At 69.5% G+C, this 17,551-nt stretch carries 13 protein-coding genes; 9 read left to right on the top strand and 4 right to left on the bottom strand.

Annotated elements, in window-relative coordinates; genetic code table 11:
- Positions 1-19 precede the first annotated feature (19 nt).
- From CQ044_RS08855 to CQ044_RS08830, 6 genes are all read left to right on the top strand, one after another.
- Complete coding sequence (locus CQ044_RS08855) at positions 20-1,117, top strand: extracellular solute-binding protein (RefSeq protein ID WP_052680119.1); 1,098 nt, start codon at positions 20-22, stop codon at positions 1,115-1,117.
- 8 nt (positions 1,118-1,125) lie between these two features.
- A complete protein-coding gene (locus tag CQ044_RS08850) occupies positions 1,126-2,211 on the top strand; it encodes an ABC transporter ATP-binding protein (RefSeq protein WP_105688129.1) in 1,086 nt (361 codons plus the stop codon).
- Complete coding sequence (locus CQ044_RS08845) at positions 2,211-3,953, top strand: iron ABC transporter permease (protein WP_045271459.1); 1,743 nt, start codon at positions 2,211-2,213, stop codon at positions 3,951-3,953. The genes CQ044_RS08850 and CQ044_RS08845 overlap by 1 nt, the downstream gene beginning before the upstream one ends.
- A 35-nt stretch (positions 3,954-3,988) precedes the next feature.
- Complete coding sequence (gene argH / locus CQ044_RS08840; protein WP_105688128.1) at positions 3,989-5,494, top strand: argininosuccinate lyase; 1,506 nt, start codon at positions 3,989-3,991, stop codon at positions 5,492-5,494.
- A gap of 20 nt (positions 5,495-5,514) precedes the next feature.
- The gene (locus CQ044_RS08835) at positions 5,515-6,393 is read left to right on the top strand and encodes an ROK family protein (protein ID WP_181158242.1); all 879 of its coding nucleotides are present in this window, start codon (positions 5,515-5,517) and stop codon (positions 6,391-6,393) included.
- 184 nt (positions 6,394-6,577) lie between these two features.
- On the top strand, positions 6,578-9,370 hold the full coding sequence (locus CQ044_RS08830; RefSeq protein WP_105688126.1) for a sugar-binding protein: 2,793 nt from the start codon (positions 6,578-6,580) through the stop codon (positions 9,368-9,370).
- A gap of 104 nt (positions 9,371-9,474) precedes the next feature.
- On the opposite strand, the gene CQ044_RS08825 is transcribed toward CQ044_RS08830, so the two are convergent.
- From CQ044_RS08825 to CQ044_RS08810, 4 genes are all read right to left on the bottom strand, one after another.
- Positions 9,475-11,151: a glycoside hydrolase family 13 protein gene (locus CQ044_RS08825; RefSeq protein ID WP_105688125.1), complete on the bottom strand. Its 1,677-nt coding sequence runs from the start codon at positions 11,149-11,151 to the stop codon at positions 9,475-9,477.
- 64 nt (positions 11,152-11,215) lie between these two features.
- A complete protein-coding gene (locus tag CQ044_RS08820) occupies positions 11,216-12,127 on the bottom strand; it encodes a carbohydrate ABC transporter permease (protein ID WP_045271455.1) in 912 nt (303 codons plus the stop codon).
- Positions 12,127-13,038, bottom strand: a complete 912-nt coding sequence (locus CQ044_RS08815) for a carbohydrate ABC transporter permease (RefSeq protein ID WP_105688124.1) — start codon at positions 13,036-13,038, stop codon at positions 12,127-12,129. The genes CQ044_RS08820 and CQ044_RS08815 overlap by 1 nt, the downstream gene beginning before the upstream one ends.
- Positions 13,035-14,339: an ABC transporter substrate-binding protein gene (locus CQ044_RS08810; RefSeq protein WP_258133222.1), complete on the bottom strand. Its 1,305-nt coding sequence runs from the start codon at positions 14,337-14,339 to the stop codon at positions 13,035-13,037. Before CQ044_RS08810 ends, CQ044_RS08815 begins: the two co-directional genes overlap by 4 nt.
- A 149-nt stretch (positions 14,340-14,488) precedes the next feature.
- Here CQ044_RS08810 and CQ044_RS08805 point away from each other — a divergent pair, with 149 nt between their 5' ends.
- The 3 genes from CQ044_RS08805 (at position 14,489) to CQ044_RS08795 (ending at position 17,533) form a co-directional block, all read left to right on the top strand.
- Positions 14,489-15,700 carry an ROK family protein gene (locus CQ044_RS08805; RefSeq protein ID WP_105688123.1) on the top strand — a complete coding sequence of 404 codons (1,212 nt, stop codon included), beginning with the start codon at positions 14,489-14,491 and terminating at the stop codon, positions 15,698-15,700.
- A 73-nt stretch (positions 15,701-15,773) separates the two neighbouring features.
- Positions 15,774-16,193 carry a helix-turn-helix domain-containing protein gene (locus CQ044_RS19820; RefSeq protein WP_258133221.1) on the top strand — a complete coding sequence of 140 codons (420 nt, stop codon included), beginning with the start codon at positions 15,774-15,776 and terminating at the stop codon, positions 16,191-16,193.
- On the top strand, positions 16,193-17,533 hold the full coding sequence (locus CQ044_RS08795) for a type II toxin-antitoxin system HipA family toxin (RefSeq protein WP_105688122.1): 1,341 nt from the start codon (positions 16,193-16,195) through the stop codon (positions 17,531-17,533). The genes CQ044_RS19820 and CQ044_RS08795 overlap by 1 nt, the downstream gene beginning before the upstream one ends.
- Positions 17,534-17,551: the final 18 nt, after the last annotated feature.

The following is a 17,551-nucleotide window of genomic DNA, read 5'->3' as shown; positions in this document are numbered from 1 at the left end:
ACTTCGACGAGGAAGACAAATGAAGGCACACAAGATCACCCGACCCCTGCTCGCCGCCGCGGGCCTCGCCTCCGCCGGAGCACTGCTGCTCTCGGGCTGCGCCGGCGACGTCAGCGCTGCGAAGCCGACCCAGACCAAGGCGTCCGCCACGGATGCGCCCAGCGAAGGCCTCACGATCTACACCGGGCGCGACAAGGACGAGGTCGCCTGGGTCGTGGGCGAGTTCGAGAAGAAGTTCCCCGAGTACAAGGGCAAGGTGCAGACGGTCATCGCCGGCGCACAGGACAACCTCGACCGGGTCCGCGCCGAGAAGGGCAACCCGCAGGCGGGCTTCCTCTGGGGCGGCACCCAGCAGCAGTTCGAGCAGGCCGCCTCCGAGGGGCTGCTCGACGCGTACACGCCGAAGAACGACAAGGGCGTTCCGGACAAGTACAAGGACCCCGAGAACCGCTGGACGGCGGAGATGCTGCTGCCAGAGGTCATCATCTACAACTCCGACCTCCTCACCGAGAAGACCGCGCCGCAGGACTGGGCGGATCTCGCCAGCCCCGAGTGGAAGGACAAGATCGTCATCCGCGACGTCATGCCCTCCGGCACGATGCGCACGATCTACGCCTCGATGGTCTACTCGGCGTTCGCGAAGGACGGCAAGCCAGAGGCCGGCTACGACCTCCTGAAGAAGATCGACGCCAACACCGTCTCGTACGCCGCCAACCCCGACGACATGTACACCCAGCTCGACCAGGGCACCGGTCAGGTCACGGTCTGGAACATGCAGGACGCGCTGATCCAGCCGCTCAAGAACAACCGCCCCTGGGGCTACATCATGCCGAAGTCGGGCGCTCCCGTGCTCGTCGACGGCGTCGGCATCATCAAGAACGCGAAGCAGGCATCCGCCTCCAAGTCGTTCATGGACTTCCTGATGGAGCCGGGGATGCAGGCGAAGCTCGCGACCGACTACTACCAGATCCCCGCGATGGACATCCCGAAGGACAAGCAGCCGACCTGGATGAAGGACTTCAAGATCAACGAGATGAAGATCGACTGGAAGGTGTTCGCCGACCACCAGAGCGAGTGGATGACCTACTGGGCCGACAACATCAAGGACAAGGGCTGATCTGACGCATGGTCTCGGTCTCTCTGCACCAGCTCCGCAAATCGTTCGCCCGCTCCGGCACCGTCGTGAACGGCATCGACCTGACGATCGACGACGGGGAGTTCTTCACCCTCCTCGGCCCGTCGGGTTGCGGCAAGTCGACGACGCTGCGCATGATCGCCGGGTTCGAGGAACCCGACAGCGGCACGATCCACTTCGACGATCGTGATGTGACGTACGCTCCGGCGAACAAGCGCGACGTGGGCCTGGTGTTCCAGAACTACGCCCTCTTCCCGCACATGTCCGTGAGCCGCAACGTCGGCTTCGGACTGGACGTGCGCGGGGTGCAGAAGGCCGAGGCCGCCCGTCGGATCTCCGACGTCCTGCAGCAGGTGGGCCTCTCGGCCCAGGCGAACGCACGCGTGGACGAGCTCTCGGGCGGGCAGCAGCAGCGCGTCGCGCTCGCCAGGGCGCTCGTCTTCCGTCCGCAGCTCCTGCTGCTCGACGAGCCGATGTCGAACCTCGACGCGAAGCTGCGGCTCGAGATGCGCAGCGCTCTGCGCGACCTGCACGCCGAGACCGGGATCACCTCGGTCTATGTCACGCACGATCAGGCGGAGGCGCTGGCGATGTCCACCCGCATCGCCGTCATGAACACGGCCGTCGTGCACCAGGTGGGCACCCCGGACGAGGTCTACAGCCGGCCGCTCACCGCGTTCGTCGCCGGATTCCTCGGACGCAACAACCTGCTCCGCGCCACCGTGCGCCGGAACGACGGCGGCCGCGCCGAGCTCACGCTGTCCGACGGCAGCACTCTCGCGGTGCGCACCGGCTCGGCCGCCCCCGGCGTCGACTTCGCCGTCGGATCGGACGTGATCGCGACGGTCCGCGCCGAGAACGTCCGCCTCGCCGGCGCCGCCGACGACGCCAACGCCGTCTCCGGCACGGTGGCGGACGTCGACTTCATCGGGCACTCGCTCTCCTGCGAGCTCGACACCGCGGTGGGCCGGATCAAGGTCGACCTCACCGGGTCCCACATGCGCCCCACGCGCGGCGACGCCCTGCGGGTGGTGCTGCCGGAGGACGCCGCGTACTGCGTGCCGGCGGACAGCTGATGGTCACGCTCACCAACGCCCAGCGCGTCGTCGGGCCGTCGAAGCGCCCGTCCTGGATCCGCCGACGCTGGTCGACGGCCCTCACCCTCGCCCTCCTGCTCGTCGTCCTGCTCGGCTACGTCATCGGGCCGATGATCGCGACCGCACGACGCAGCGTCTCGCAGGACAAGGCCGAGATCCTCGGGTTCTCGTTCAAGGCCTGGGGCGACTTCTTCGCCAACCCCACGCAGACCTCCGCGATCGGCGGATCGATCGTGCTGTCGCTGCTGTCCGTGCTGTGCGCGGGAGTGCTCGGCACCGGTGTGGCGATCCTGCTCACGCGCTGGGAGTTCCCCGGCCGCCGCGTGTTCCAGGTGCTGGCGCTGCTCCCGATCGCGCTGCCCCCGCTCATGGGCGTGTGGTCGTTCAAGCTCCTGTTCGGCGTCGGCGGACGGATCCCGTTCGCCCTGCACGAGCTCTTCGGCGTCGATCAGAAGGCCTTCTGGCTGCAGGGCGTCGCCGGCGTGCTCATCGTGCACGCCATGACGATGTACCCCTACTTCTTCCTCACGGTCTCGGCGGCGCTCGCGAACTCGGACGCGTCGCTCGAAGAGGCGGCGGCCTCGATGGGGGCGCGCACCGCGCGCATCTGGGCCAAGGTCGTGCTGCCCATGCTCACGCCGGCGCTGGTCGCGGGCTCGCTCATCACCTTCATGTCCGCGATGTCCTCGTACACCGCCCCCTTGCTCTTCCAGTACACCGACGTGATGACCCAGCAGATCGTGATCGCCAAGACCAACGGCGACATGAGACTCGCGTCGATCATCTCCACCACGCTCGCGGTGATCTCGATCGTGTTCCTCGCGATCATCCGCTCCTACGAGCAGCGCAAGGTGTACCGCACCCAGTCCAAGGGCGGCGGGCGCAAGCGGTCGACCGTGGCCTCCACGCCGCTCCGGGTGCTGCTCTTCGTCGTCGCCGTCCCCGTGACGCTGTTCCTGGTGCTGCCGATCCTCATGATCGCGGTGCTCTCGGTCACGGCGAAGGGCGGCTGGCGGATGAGCGCGCTGCCCACGCAGTACACGCTCGAGTGGTGGGGCCAGCTGTTCAGCGGCTTCGAATTCTGGCGCCCTGTGACCAACTCCCTGCTGATGAGCGTGATCGCCGTCGGCGGCGCCATGATCCTCGGCGCCGGCGCGGCCTACGTGATGAGCCGGATGCGGTTCCGCGGCAAGCTCGCGCTCGACATCGCGATCATGCTGCCCTGGGCACTGCCGGGCACGGTGGTCGCCATCAACCTCATCACCGCGTTCTCGAGCCCCTCGCCCTTCGCCTTCGGGCAGGTGCTGGTCGGCACGTTCGCGATCCTCCCGCTCGCGTACTTCGTGCGGTTCAACCCACTGATCTTCCGATCCACCGTCGCGTCCTTCTCACAGCTCGACCCGAACCTGGAGGATGCGGCCCGCAGCCTCGGCGCGAGCTGGTGGTACGCGTTCCGCCGCGTGGTGCTGCCGCTCATCTCGCGCGGCATCATGGCCGGCGCGCTGCTGGCGTTCGTCGACGGCGTCGGCGAGTTCGTGGCGAGCATCCTGATCTACACCCCCGAGTGGATCCCCCTGTCGATCGCGGTGAACAACGAGAACTACCAGGGCAACATCGGCACCGGTTCGGTGTACGGCATGATCCAGGTCCTCCTGGTGCTGGTCGTGCTGATCGTCACCCGGCGCATGGAAGCCAGGGAAGCGGCGACGCCCGCCTTCTGACCTCCGCCCACAGACCCTTCAGAGAGAGATAGAGAATGAACCGCGACGAGATCGTCCAGCGCGACGGCGCATCCTTCCCCGGCGAGAGCTACACCACGGCCGTGCTGCGCCCCGCGTACAACGAGGCCAAGCGGATGCTGCTGCCGTCCATGATCCAGATCCACCGGGCGCACCTGGTGATGCTGCACGACGCCGGCATCCTCGGCGATGCGGAGGCCGCGACCATCGCGTCGGCCATCGACGGGCTCGACCTGGGCGCCCTCGCGGCCAGCGAGTACACCGGCGAGTTCGAGGACCTGTTCTTCACCGTCGAGCACGAGCTCATGCGGATCGGCGGAGAGGTCACCGGCAGCCTGCACACGGCGCGCAGCCGGAACGACATGGGCATGACCCTGTACCGCATGGTCATGCGGCGCCAGCTGCTGAAGGTGCTCGACGCCGCCGGCGAGCTCTATGCGACGCTGATCCGGCTCGGCGCCGAGCATGCCGACACGCTCACCCTCGAGCACACCCACACGCAGCCGGCGCAGCCCTCCGTGCTCGGGCACCGCTTCCTGGCGATCGCCGACGTGCTCGGCCGGGACATCCGCCGCGTCGAGCAGGCGTACGAGAGCCTCGACTTCTCGCCGATGGGCGGGGCGGCGCTCACCGGCACCGGTTTCGCGATCGACCGCGAGAACATGGCGCGCCTGCTCGGCTTCGGCGGGCTGGTGGAGAACTCCTACGACGCCGTCGCCGCGACCGACTACATCGCGCACTCCGCGATCGCGCTGCAGCTCATGGCGATCGACACCGGGCGCAGCTGCGTCGACTTCCTCACCTGGTGCACGGCGGAGTTCGGCCTGTACCGGGTCGCGGCCCCCTACGTGCAGATCTCCTCGATCATGCCGCAGAAGCGCAACCCGGTCTCCATCGAGCACTCCCGGTCCCTGCTGTCGGCGGCCTCGGCGAGCGCCGCGACCGTGCTCACGATGATGCACAACACCCCGTTCGGCGACATCGTCGACACCGAGGACGACCTCCAGCCGTACGCGTGGCGCGCCGTCGACACCCTCACCGACGTCCTGCACCTGCTGACCGGCGTGCTCGGAACGATCCAGGTGAACACCGACGTGATGCGCGAGCGCGCACTGGCGTCGTTCGCGAACGCCACCGAGCTGGCCGACACGCTCGTGCGCGACGGAGGGCTCACCTTCACCCAGGCGCACACCGTCGTCTCCCGGATCGTCCGCGAGGCCGACGCCGCGGGGATGACCGACGTACGTTCCGTCTCCACCGACCGCGTGCGCGAGGTCGCCCAGGAGGTGACGGGTCGCGAGGTCCCCCTGACGACCGACGACGTCGCCCGCGCGCTCGACGCCGACAACTTCGTCGCCGTGCGCACCTCGACCGGCGGCGCCGCCCCGAGCGAGGTCGCCCGCATGGCCGCAGCCCGGGAGGAGACCGAGCAGGAGCTGCGCCGCTGGCGCGACGCCAAGCGCGATCACCTCGACGCCGTCGCCGACCGGCTGGTCGATGCGACGGCCGCCCTTCAGGCGTGATCGGGCGGATGTCGCGCCGGATGAGCGTTCTCGGAATCGACTTCGGCGGCACCAAGGTCGCGCTCCGCGTGGAGTCCGCGGACGGCGCGCGCAGGGACGAGCGCCTGCGGATCGGCGCGGATGAGCCCGCCGTGAGCGTGCTCGAGCGGACCTTCGCGGCCGCCGCGCGCCTGGCGGAGCCAGGCGTCGTCGACGCGGTGGGGGTGTCGACACCGGGGATCGTGTTCGACGACAGGGTCGACCTCGCCCCGAACGTCGTCGGGTGGTCCGAGCTCGACCTCGCGGGCCGCTTCCGGGACGCCTTCGGAGCCGTCCCGGTCGCGATCGAGAACGATGTGAAGGCCGCCGCCCTGGCGGAGGCCAGAGCAGGCGCGCTGCGGGGCACGAGGGTGGGGCTCTACGTCAATCTCGGCACCGGCATCGCGATCGCCCCGGTGCTGGACGGCCGGGTGCTCCGCGGCGCCCATGGTGCCGCGGGCGAGATCGGATACGGCATCGTGGGCGCGGTGTCCGAGTGGCGCGCGGGCGTCCCGACCCTGGAGGAGTTCGCCGGCGGCAGCGGTCTCGAGCGACGGGTCGCGGCCGACGGTCACGTACCCGCCTCCGACGTCCCTGGATTAATCGCGGCGCGCGGCACGAGCCCCGCAGCCGACGAGATGTGGTCGGGCACGATCGACGAGATCGCCCGGCATCTCATCACCGCGGCGCTCACCTGCGATCCGTCGCGGATCGTCGTGGGCGGGGGGATGACCCGGGCGGGATCCGCCCTGTTCCAGCCGCTGTCGGAGCGCCTCGGCACCGCCCTCCCCTATGCGCCGGAACTGCTGCTGTCCGAGTTCGGGCCCGATGCGTCGCTGCGCGGCGCGGTGATGCTCGCGGACGACGCCGTCGAGGCGTGAACTCCGCCGCCCCGTTCCTAAAGGGACGCGGCAGCGGAGATATTTTCCGGCGTTGACGCCCATCCCCGGCACCTGTGGAATTGCTGTTAGCGGTTATTTCTACACAGAAAGAAAGTACCGCTTCCCCTCTCCACCGAATGCGCGGGGCGTGACGTCGACGTCCGCTCGCGCGGAAGGACGACTCATGGACGATCGACTCCCCCTGTCCCAGCGCGCGATGTCCCGCCGCACCCTCTTCAAGGCCGGAGGCGTGCTCGGCGTCGCCGCCGCGGCCGGCGCCGCCTTCCAGGTCTCGCCGCTGAGCGCCGCGGAACAGGCGCTCGCGGCTCCGGGCGGCGCCGTCAAGCTCAACGTGCTGTTCATCGGCGCGCACCCGGACGACGAGGCGGGCAACCTCGGCGTGTTCGGTCAGTGGAACGAGTTCTTCGACATGAAGGCCGGCGTGATCACGGTCACCCGCGGCGAGGGCGGCGGCAACGCCGTCGGGCTCGAGGAGGGACCGCCGCTGGGCATGATGCGCGAGGCCGAGGAGCGCAAGGCCGTCGGCTACGCGGGCATCGAGCACGTCTTCAACCTGGATGGCCTGGATTTCTACTACACCGCGAGCGCCCCGCTGTCGCATCAGGTCTGGGGCGGTGACGCGGTCCTCGGCCGCATCGTGCGCGTGGTGCGCGCGACCCGGCCGGATGTCATCGTCACGATGAACCCGTCGGCCGTCGAGGGCAACCACGGCAACCACCAGCAGGCGGCGATGTTCGCCGTCGAGGCCTACCTCGCGGCCGGCGACCCCAGCCGCTTCCCCGAGCATCTCGCCGAGGGCTTCGCCGCCTGGCAGCCGCGGCGCATCCTCCGCGCCGGTGCGAACGGCTCGGGCGCGAACGGCGAGGGCGGCGTCGCCGCGGGCTACACCCCGTCCGTCGCATCCGACGTCGTCTTCGGCTGCTGGAACGGCACCCCCAGCGCCCGCAACGGCCGCCGCTGGTCGGAGATGCTCGACCTCGCACGCTGGGCCTATGTCACGCAGGGCTGGGCCGAGATGGCCGCGAGCCCCACCGACCCTGCCAAGATCTCCACCTCGTGGTTCACGGTCATCCACTCCCGCACCCCGCTCGCGGATCCCCGTTCCGGCGGCGACGCCGCCCTGCGCGGTGCGGCGCTGCCGATCGACGGCGGCCTCCCCTTCGGCACCCTCATCGACGTGCGCCCCTCGCGATTCGAGGCGGTCGCGGGTCAGAGCCTCGCCGTCGACGTGACGATCACCGCGCCGGACGACGCGAAGCTCGCGGGCGGCGCCGTGACGCTGGCGGTCCCGAGCGGGTGGTCGGTGAGCGGATCCCAGTCCGTGCGCGCGCTCAAGAAGGGCGGATCCCAGCGCCTCACGTTCCAGGTCACCGCCGGATCCGACCCGGTGGGCACCCAGGCGCGCGTCGAGGCGACGCTCACCGCGGGCGGCGCCTCCGGCACCACGTTCGCCCAGCTCCGCGTGGCTGGGGCGGTGGAGGCGACCATCAGCCCGCTGCCCGAGATCCGCCTGTTCCGGGAGTGGACCGCCGGACTCGGGATGAAGCACCTCGACGTGCTCGTCCCCGAGCTGTTCCCCGTCGGACAGGGCCGCACGCGTCCGCTGGACGTGGTCGTGCAGAACTTCTCCGACCAGGTCCGCTCCGGCTCGGTCTCGCTGGAGCTCCCCGCCGGGTTCTCCGCATCGCCGGCCGAACTGCCCTATGCGGGGCTCGCGGCAGGGGCGACCGCCACGCTCACCTTCGACGTCGCCAACACCGACACCGCGATCCCCACCGCGAACCGTGCGAGCAACGGCGGCAACTGGCCCGTGACCGTCCGCGCGGTGAGCGATGCCGGCACGGCCGCCCGATCGGTCACCATGAACCTCGTGCCCGCCTATGCGGTGCAGCGCGCCGACGTCGCCCCCGTGCTGGACGGCGTCCGCCGGGACGAGGAGTACCCCGGCGATCCGATCCCGGTGGAGACGATCTGGGACGGATCCCCGATGGGCGGCACCACCGCCTCGATCAGCGCGAAGACCTGGATCACCCACGACGACGCGAACCTCTACCTGTTCATCTCGGTCGCCGACGACGTCCGCGGGACGATCCTCCCGGCCGCGGACAACAAGCGCCAGCGCCGCACCGATTCGGTCGAGATCTACGTCGACCCCCGCGGGGACGCGCCCAACACCGCGCACACCTTCATCGGCGGCATCATGCCCTCGATGGACACCATGACGGGCGCACCCGGAGTGGGCCGCGACAGGGACAACTGGCAGGGCGAGGCGGCCGTGACGGCCCCCGGTATGGAGGTGGCGGTCCGGATGGCGCCGACCGCCGCCGAGTACACCGGCTACGACCTCGAGGTGAAGATCCCGTTCTCGGTGCTGCCCGACAACCTCGACCCTGCCCACGTCGGGTTCAACGTGGTCGTGAACGACTCGGACACCCAGAACAAGGCCGCGCAGAACCGCGTCGGCTGGTCGACGTTCCCCGGCATGCGGGCGGATCCGTGGCGCTGGGGCATCATCACGCTCGACGGCATCGCCGACGCGGGTGCCGCCCCCAAGGATCCGACGCTGCCCGACACCGCGGCGCGGTCGGTCGCCTCACCGCAGTCGATCCTGCAGTCCGCCGGCGACCAGGTGCCCCTCGGCGGATCGTCGAAGGCGGACCACGCGCTCAAGGTGCTCTCCTCCTCCGTCTCCGGCGGCATCGCGAAGGTCGCGCTGCAGACCCCGCGGGCGGGCACGGCCCGGGTGTTCCTCTGGGACGGCGCCAAGGTCCTGGGCAGCACCGAGAAGGCCGTGGGCTCTGGACGGACCGACGTCGGCTTCCCGGTCAGCACCACCGCGAGCGGCACGGGCGACAGCCTCACCGGCACGCCGGCGTCTCCGGTGCTGGCCGTGTCCTTCGAGTCGCAGAGCGGCGTCTCCGCCGCCCGCGCGCCGCTGGGCGGGCGCTCCCGCTGAACGGACGGAGGGGCCGACGCGATCATTCGCGTCGGCCCCTCCTCTTGTCCGCCCGGCGCCGGTGGCTCATCCCGCAGCGCGGGGTCCTCCGGAGGCGGATCCGCTCAGCCGCGCAGCCAGACCGTGCTCTCGCCGGCCACCGCGCCGTCGACGAGCGCGCCGAGCACCGGCTCCTCGCCGGCGGCGAGCGGGAACGGCTCGGTGCCGAAGTTCGTCACGACCTGCCAGCCGTTCGGGCGCACGAAGCGGAGCACGTCGTCGCGGCCCGTCTCGATCCAGTCCAGGCTCTCGCCGGTCTGCAGCTCGTGGCGCAGGGCGAGTGCGCGCCGGTAGGCGTTCAGCGAGGACGCCGGATCCGCGTCCTCGGCCTCGACCGCGTAGTCCGCGAACCAGGCCGGCTGCGGGATGTGGGCGCCGGCGGGGCCGAAACCGTACGAGGATCCGGAGCGCGTCCAGGGCAGCGGCACGCGGCATCCGTCGCGGCCCAGCCCGTCGCGGTCCGGGTCGGCGCCGCGGAAGAACGCAGGGTCCTGCCGGTCCTCGGCCTTGATGTCGGCGACCTCGTGCAGGCCGAGCTCCTCGCCCTGGTACAGGTAGGTGCTGCCGGGCAGGCCGAGGAGGAACAGCGACGCGGCGAGCGCGCGGCGTCCGCCCCGCTCCAGGTCGACCTGGTCCGCGGGACCGCCGGCGAGGATCCACGCGGACCCCTGCTTGACGTCGCGTCCGTTCAGCGGCGCCAGGCCGTAGCGGGTCGCGTGACGGACCACGTCGTGGTTCGAGAGCACCCAGGTGGAACTGGATCCGGTCGCCTCGCTCTGCGCGAGGTTGTCGGTCACGATGTGCCGGAACTGCGCGGCGTCGAAGTCCGCCTCGAGCAGGTCGAAGTTGAACGCCTGGCCGAGCCCGTCCGGGGTCGCGTACTTCGCGCGGCGCTCGGCCGTGGCCACCCACGCCTCGGCCACCGCGATTCGCGGCGGGTCGTACTCGTCGAACACCTGCCGCCACTCGCGGTAGATGTCGTGCACGGCGTCGCGGTCCCACATCGGGTGCTGACCGTCGGTGGTGTCCATCGCGTCGAGCTCGGCCTGGCTCGGCAGCACGTCCGGCAGGTCCTTGCTCAGCCCGTGCGCGACGTCGATGCGGAAGCCGTCGACCCCGCGGTCCGACCAGAACCGCAGCGTGCTCAGGAACTCCGCGTGCACGTCGGGGTTGTCCCAGTTGAAGTCGGGCTGCTCGGTGGCGAAGAAGTGGAAGTACCACTGGCCGTCGCCGACCGGCTCCCAGCCGGCGCCGCCGAAGACGCTCGTCCAGTCCGCGGGCGGCAGCTCGCCGTTCTCGCCCAGCCCGTCGCGGAAGATGTAGCGGTCGCGCTCCGGCGAGCCCTTGGGCGCGGCGAGCGCGGCCTGGAACATCGCGTGCTGGTCCGACGAGTGGTTCGGCACGATGTCGACGATCACCTTGATGCCGCGGGCGTGCAGGGCGGCGATCATGTCGTCGAAGTCGGCGAGGGTGCCCAGACGCGGATCCACGTCGCGGTAGTCGGCGACGTCGTAGCCGCCGTCGGCCAGCTCCGACGGGTAGAACGGGCTCAGCCACACGGCGTCGACACCGAGGCCTGCGAGGTAGTCGGCCTTCTCGACGACACCGCGGATGTCGCCGAGGCCGTCGCCGTTCGTGTCGGAGAAGCTGCGCGGATAGACCTGGTAGACGACGGCCTGGCGCCACCAGGCGGCGGCGGATCCGGTCACGAGGGTGTCGGTCGTGAGGACTGCATCGGTCATGGGGTTCCCTTCTGGGGTTTGCGGTTCGGGTGGTCTCGGCGCCGGACCGTCGACAGGCTCGGGGTCAGCCCTTGACGGCGCCCTGGGTCACGCCCTCCATCACCCAGCGCTGCGTGAACAGGTAGGCGACGATCGCGGGGGCCATGGCCATCAGGTACGAGGCGAAGGACACGTTGTAGTTGTTGCTGAACTGCGTCTGGAACAGGTTCTGCCTCACCGGCAGGGTCTGCAAGGCCGGATCCGAGATGATCAGCGACGGCATCATGAAGTCGTTCCAGGCGTAGAGGAAGGCGAAGATGCCGACCGTGGCGCTCATGGGACCGAGCAGCGGGAAGATGATCCGCCAGAACGTCTGCCAGGTGCTCGCACCGTCGATGCGGGCGCTCTCCTCGAGTTCGAGCGGGATCGAGCGCAGGAACGCGGTGAACAGCAGCACGCTGAAGCTCAGCTGGAACATCGTGGCGAGGATGACCACGCCGAACGGGTTGTCCAGGTGCACGAGCCCGGTGAGCTGGATCTGCGGCAGCGCGACCACGGGGAACGGGATGAACATCGCGGCGAGCAGGTAGAAGAACGAGTACCGGAACAGCTTCCGGTCCCAGTTGCGCACGATCGCGTACGACGCGAACGCTGCGAGCACGATCGTGAGCACCACGGTGCCGGCGGTCACGAACAGCGAGATGCCGGCCCCGACCGGGAACGTCGTGAGGTTCCATGCCTGCACGAAGCCGTCGATCGAGAACGGTGCGGGCAGCGAGAAGGCATTGCCGTCGACCGCCTGATTCGTGGTCTTGAACGCCATCGAGATCGTGACGTAGAGCGGCAGCAGCACGGTGATCGCGCACAGGATCAGGATGATCGTGCCCGACCAGTTGACGCGCTCCATGCGGACGCGCCGGCGGCGGCCGCGGGCGGATCCGGTGGTGAGGGACTCGGTCGTGAGTGCTTCGGTCGCGAGCAGGGTCTGGGTCGACATCAGAGGGCGTTCCTTCCGCGCGTCAGCGAGAGCTGGAGGAGGGAGATGAGGATGGCGACGACGAAGAAGATGGTCGCGTTCGCCATCTGGTAGGCGTAGTCGCCGCCGTTGAAACCGGCGATGATCGTCATCGCGACGCTGCGCGTCGCGGTGCCTGGACCGCCGTTGGTGAGGCCGATGATGATGTCGTAGGCGTTGAGGAAGCCCTTGAACCCGAGGATCACGTTGATGACCACGTAGCCGAACACGAGCGGCACCGTGATCCGGGTGAGCTGCTGGGTCTTCGACGCCCCGTCGATCGCGGCGGCCTCGTACACCTCGCCGGGCACCGAGAGCAGGCCGGCGATGTAGATGAGCAGCGTGCCGGGGATCGCCTGCCAGGCCGTCACGATCACGATCGCGACCCAGGCGAGGTCGGGGTTGGCGAGGATGCTGGTCTGCAGCCACTCCAGCCCTGTCGCGTTCCCGAGCCCGGGGATCGAGTTCGAGAACAGGAAGTTGAAGACGTAGGCGATGATGATGCCCGAGATCACCATCGGGATCACGAAGATCGTGCGCAGACCCGTCTTGAACCGGATCCGCGAGGTGAGGCCGACCGCGAGCAGGAAGCCGATCACGTTCACCACGATCACCGTGGCGAGGGAGAAGCCGAACGTGAACAGGTAGCTCTGCAGGATGGCCGGATCGCTGAACGCCGCGAGGTAGTTGGTCACCCCGTTGAAGCTCCAGTCACCGATGCCGATCGAGTCGGTGAAGCTGAAGAAGATCCCGATGGCCGCGGGGACCGTGATCGCGAGCGTGAACAGGATCAGGCTCGGCAGCAGGAAGAGGTAGTAGATCGGCTCGACGCGCCGCGCGCTGCGACGCACCGTGCGGTCGCCCTGGGTGACGATCGTGGTCGTGGTGCTCACTGCGCCGCTCCCTTCGTGTCGCGGGCGGCCGGGGCGCGGAACGCGAGTCGCGCCCAGTCGGCGTCCATGGTCGCGAGGGTGGTCTGCGGCTTCGCCCCCAGGGCCATGGCCTGCGCGTAGTTGAAGACGGGGATGGTCTTGGGCACGAGCACGGACGGCCCCTGGTAGATGTGTCCCTCGTCGACGTAGGGGATCATCCCGGCCACGCGGGGGTCGTCCGGCGCCGGCGCCGAGGTGGTGGGGGTGAACCCGAGCTGCGACGCGTTGTACGCCTCGATGTTCTGCGGCTGGTACAGGTACTCGAGGAAGTCCCTCGCGGCGGCCTTGTGGTGCGAGCCCTCGGGGATCATCGCGGCGAGGTCGAGGTTGACGCGCACCTTGAGGTCGGAGGCGCTGTCCGTCATCGGCAGCGGGAAGGTGCCGAGTTTCAGATCGGGCGCGGTCTTCGCGATCTCGCTGAACGCCCAGGGGCCCTGGAGGTACATCGCGGCCTGTCCCTTCGAGAAGGCCAGGTTGCCGTCGCCGTAGCCGCGGCTGGCCGCGTCCTTGTTGACGTAGGCGCCGAGCAGCTGCTGCATCTTCGCCATCGGCGCGGCGAAGTCCTTGGAGAACGAGGTCGCCGAGTCCGGTCCGACCTTCGCCCCTTCGGCGTTCAGCCTCTGGAACACGTCGAGCACGTCGAGGGATCCGCCCGCCGCGTAGTCGTACCAGCCCTGACCGACGGTCCAGTCGTCCTTGAGCGTCGCGTAGAACGGCGTGACGCCGGCGGCCTTCAGCTCGTCGCATGCCGCGATCAGCTCGTCCCACGTCTTCGGCACGGCGATGCGGTGCTCGGCGAAGATCTGCGTGTTGTAGATGACCGACGCCGCCATGACCGAGTACGGCAGCGCGCTGGTGCGGCCCGCGCAGGTGCCGTACTGATCGAGCAGCGGCTGGTAGGTGGCGGCGATCTCGCCGGCGGCCTTCGTGCCGCTCAGGTCGCTGAGCGCGCAGCGCGAGACGAAGCGCGCGACCTCCATGTTGTAGTTCGCGAGCATGAGGTCCGGCGGGTTGCCCCGCACGAAGCTCGCCGAGACGACGTCGACGCCCGAGGTGTCGATCACGACCCTGACCTTCGACTGCGAGGCGTTGTACTCCGCGACCTTCTTCGTCATGAAGTCGATCGCCTCGCGTTTGCTGAACGTGAAGCGGATCGTCTCGCGCCCGTCGGCCGGGGCGCAGCCGGCGAGGGCTCCCCCGGCGACGGCGAGCGCGGCGAGGCCGGCGAGCGCCCTCGCGATCCGCGTGCGTGGTGCAGACACCTTCGTCCTCATCCCTTCCGACGGGCTCCGGGTCTTCGTGCGCATCTCGGCACGGCCGGCGGATCCTTGTTTCGGAGATTAGATTTTGTGCCCGAATCAACTCGGACAAGGGTTACTCTGACAGAGGTCCACCCGAGAGGTCAAGCATCATGTCGACATCCGCCGCCGACGTCGGCGCCACCAGGCCGAGCCTGGGCCAGGTGCTGGACTTCGCCTGGGGCCGCGGTCCGTTCACCGCCACGGAGGCCATGGCGGGCGCCTCGCTCACGCGGTCGACCACGATCGATGCGATCGACACGCTCGTCGAGACGGGCGTGGTGCGCGAGCTCGCGAACGCCCGGGACGCCGGCGAGTATTCGGCCGGACGCCCGGCCCGGCGCTTCGAGCTGCCGGCCGACCTCGGCGCCGTGATCGCGCTGGACGCGGGCGACACGCACCTGGGCGTGACCGTCACCGACCTCGCGCGCACCCCGCTCGCGCAGGCGCGCGCCGACCTGGATCCGCTGCACACCGTGGGTCAGCGCCGCGCAGCGATCCTGCGCCACCTCGACGCGGCCCTGACCTCGAGCGGAGTGCCCCGCGACCGCGTTCTCGCCCTGTGCGCGGGCGTCGCGGCCCCCGTGGCGCGGGACGGCTCGTCCCCGCCGCACCCCGACGGCTTCTGGGAGCGCACCAACCCCGGCCTCGCCGAGGTGCTGGCCGGCTGGGCGCCGGTGGTCGAGATCAAGAACGACGCCGTGCTCGCCGCCGCGGCCGAGGGCGACCTCGGTCAGGCCGCGGGTTGCCGCGACTACATCGCGCTGATCGCCGGCGAGCGGTTCGGCGCCGGCGCTGTGGTGGACGGGCACATCCTGCACGGCGCGCACGGCGGCGTGGGCGAGATGGTGCTGCTGGACCACGTGCGCGGCGTCGGCTCGGCCGAGGGGCTCGGCCCGGCGATCACGCGGATCGCCCAGGAGCTGCTGGCCTCCGGGAGGGTCGCGGCCGGCGGCGCCCTGGCCGCGCTCGTCGCGAACGGCCTGCGCGCGGATCGCGTGCTCGCCCTCTCCGCCGCCGGGGACCCCGACGCGGCGCAGGTCGTGCGCGGCGCCGGCGAGTACCTGGCGCGCGTCGTGGCAGTGCTCGGCAGCACCTACGACCCGGAGCGCGTGATCGTCTGCGGCGCGATCGCCGAGAGCATCCAGCCCGTCCTGGACGCGGCCCGCGACGTGCTGCGCCCGCTGCTCGACCTCCCGGCGCCGACGATCCTGCGCTCGCACCTCGGCGCCGACATCGTGCTCGCCGGCGCGGTCTCCACGGCCCTGGCCTCAGCCAGGACCGTCGGCCTGCCGCGGCTCGTGGCGCAGCGGCTGCACGGCTGAGGACGGCTCCCCGGGGTCTGACCTCCATCGACGAGCCTGGCGGCCTGCACGTTGGAAGACGAAGAGATGCACGTTGTGTCAGCTCCGGCCACTGCCGGGGCGCGACGGCACGCCGCGGCCCTCGACCTCCGCGCGAAGCATCACAGCGCAGATTCTGACGGATACAATCGTCATATTCACCAAGATTGACGACTACAACCGTCAAAACGGAGCAAGAATGAGCAACAACCAGAATCTCGTCGACTTCGGACAGAACATCAGAGCATGGCGCACGCTCTCCCGACTGTCCGCCACTGTGGTCGCCGAACGCGCCGGAATCACCCGGGACACCCTCCGATCACTCGAGGGCGGAGCGGGCTCGGTCAAGCTCGAGAATGTCTTCGCTGTGCTTGAGGCGCTTGGTCTCGACGGCAAAGTGCGAGACGTTCTCGACCCCGCATCGGATGAGCGCGGCCGCGCGCTACTCCGCCGCCGCATCGAGGGAGGTCGCTGATGAGGCTGGAAATATCCGTCGTGCTCCCTTCGGGGGAAGAGACGCACGCCGGAACCGCTGACGACACCGGCGGGATTGTCGCATTCGAGTACGCCGACGACTACCTCTCCCACCCGGAGGCCTACCCGCTGGCGCCTTCTCTGCGCCTAGGCAGAGGGGAGTTCATCCCCGCCGGCACACGACCGATGCTCGCTGGCCTTGCCGACGCGCAGCCGGACACATGGGGACGCCGTCTCATGCAGTCCATCGAACGTCGCGCCACCGGCCGGTACCAACACCTCACTGAGCTCGAGGTTCTCAAACGCGTCGGCAATGCAGAGCGCCTCGGCGCGCTGCGAGTACGCAAGGATGGCGAGTACCAGTCGCCGCCCGACGGCAAGACTGCGCGACTGGCCGATCTCCCGGCGCTCGTCGAGGCAGCGAAAGCCTTTGAGCGGGGGGAGGAAGTCCCCGCCGACAAGCTCACGCTTCTGCAGGCTGGAACATCCCTGGGCGGGGCGCGGCCAAAGGCCACCGTCCTCAACTCCCATGGTCAGCTCGCGATTGCGAAATTGCCAGCACGCGACGACTTCGGTGATGCAATGGCGTGGGAGGCCACTTGCCTGGAACTCGCGCGACGCTCAGGCGTGAGAGTCCCCCGTTTCGAGCACCACCGCTTCGAGTACAACTCCGTCTTGGTCGTCGAGCGTTTCGACCGCGAGGCCGAACGACGCCAGGGATACCTCAGTGCGGACGGGATGTTGAACAAGTCCGGTGGGGAATATGTCGACTACGTCCGCCTGGTGAGCACCCTGCAGAGGAACTCCGCGGGCGCGGACGCTGACTCGGCGGAACTGTTCCGGCGGGTCGCCGTCACTCTTCTCGTCAACAACGTCGACGACCACATGCGCAACCACGGATTCCTCCGAGAACGCAACGGATGGCGATTGGCGCCGGCATTCGACATCAACCCGTTCTACAAGCTCGGGACGTTGGAATCCACGCCCGTGAGCCGCCGCGACGACCCCAGCGACCGGGACATCCGCCTGCTGCTGGAGAACCATGATGCTTTCAGGCTGACGGAATCCGCCGCATCCGACATCATCACTGCCGTTGAGGTGGCGACGGCGGACTGGCGGGACGTCGCTCTGAGCTTCGGCGTAGCACCGGAAGCACTGAGCACCATGACCGACGCGTTCGACGGGCCCAACCGTCAGCGTGCACGTGCGCTGCCCCGCGGCACCTCGGGTAGCCCCTCCCCCCTTGCCTTCAACTCGGAACACCGGCCAAGGGGAGCAGATGGTCGGTTCGCTCGGAAGCATCCATCAGCACCGGAGGTCATATCGTCGGACCCAGAATGACGGATACAGTCGTCAAAT

The organism is Microbacterium sp. MYb64, assembly GCF_002979495.1.
Taxonomy (GTDB): domain Bacteria; phylum Actinomycetota; class Actinomycetes; order Actinomycetales; family Microbacteriaceae; genus Microbacterium; species Microbacterium azadirachtae_A.
The sequence above is the reverse complement of the archived record's forward strand: the minus strand, read 5'-3'. Positions and strand labels throughout refer to the sequence as shown.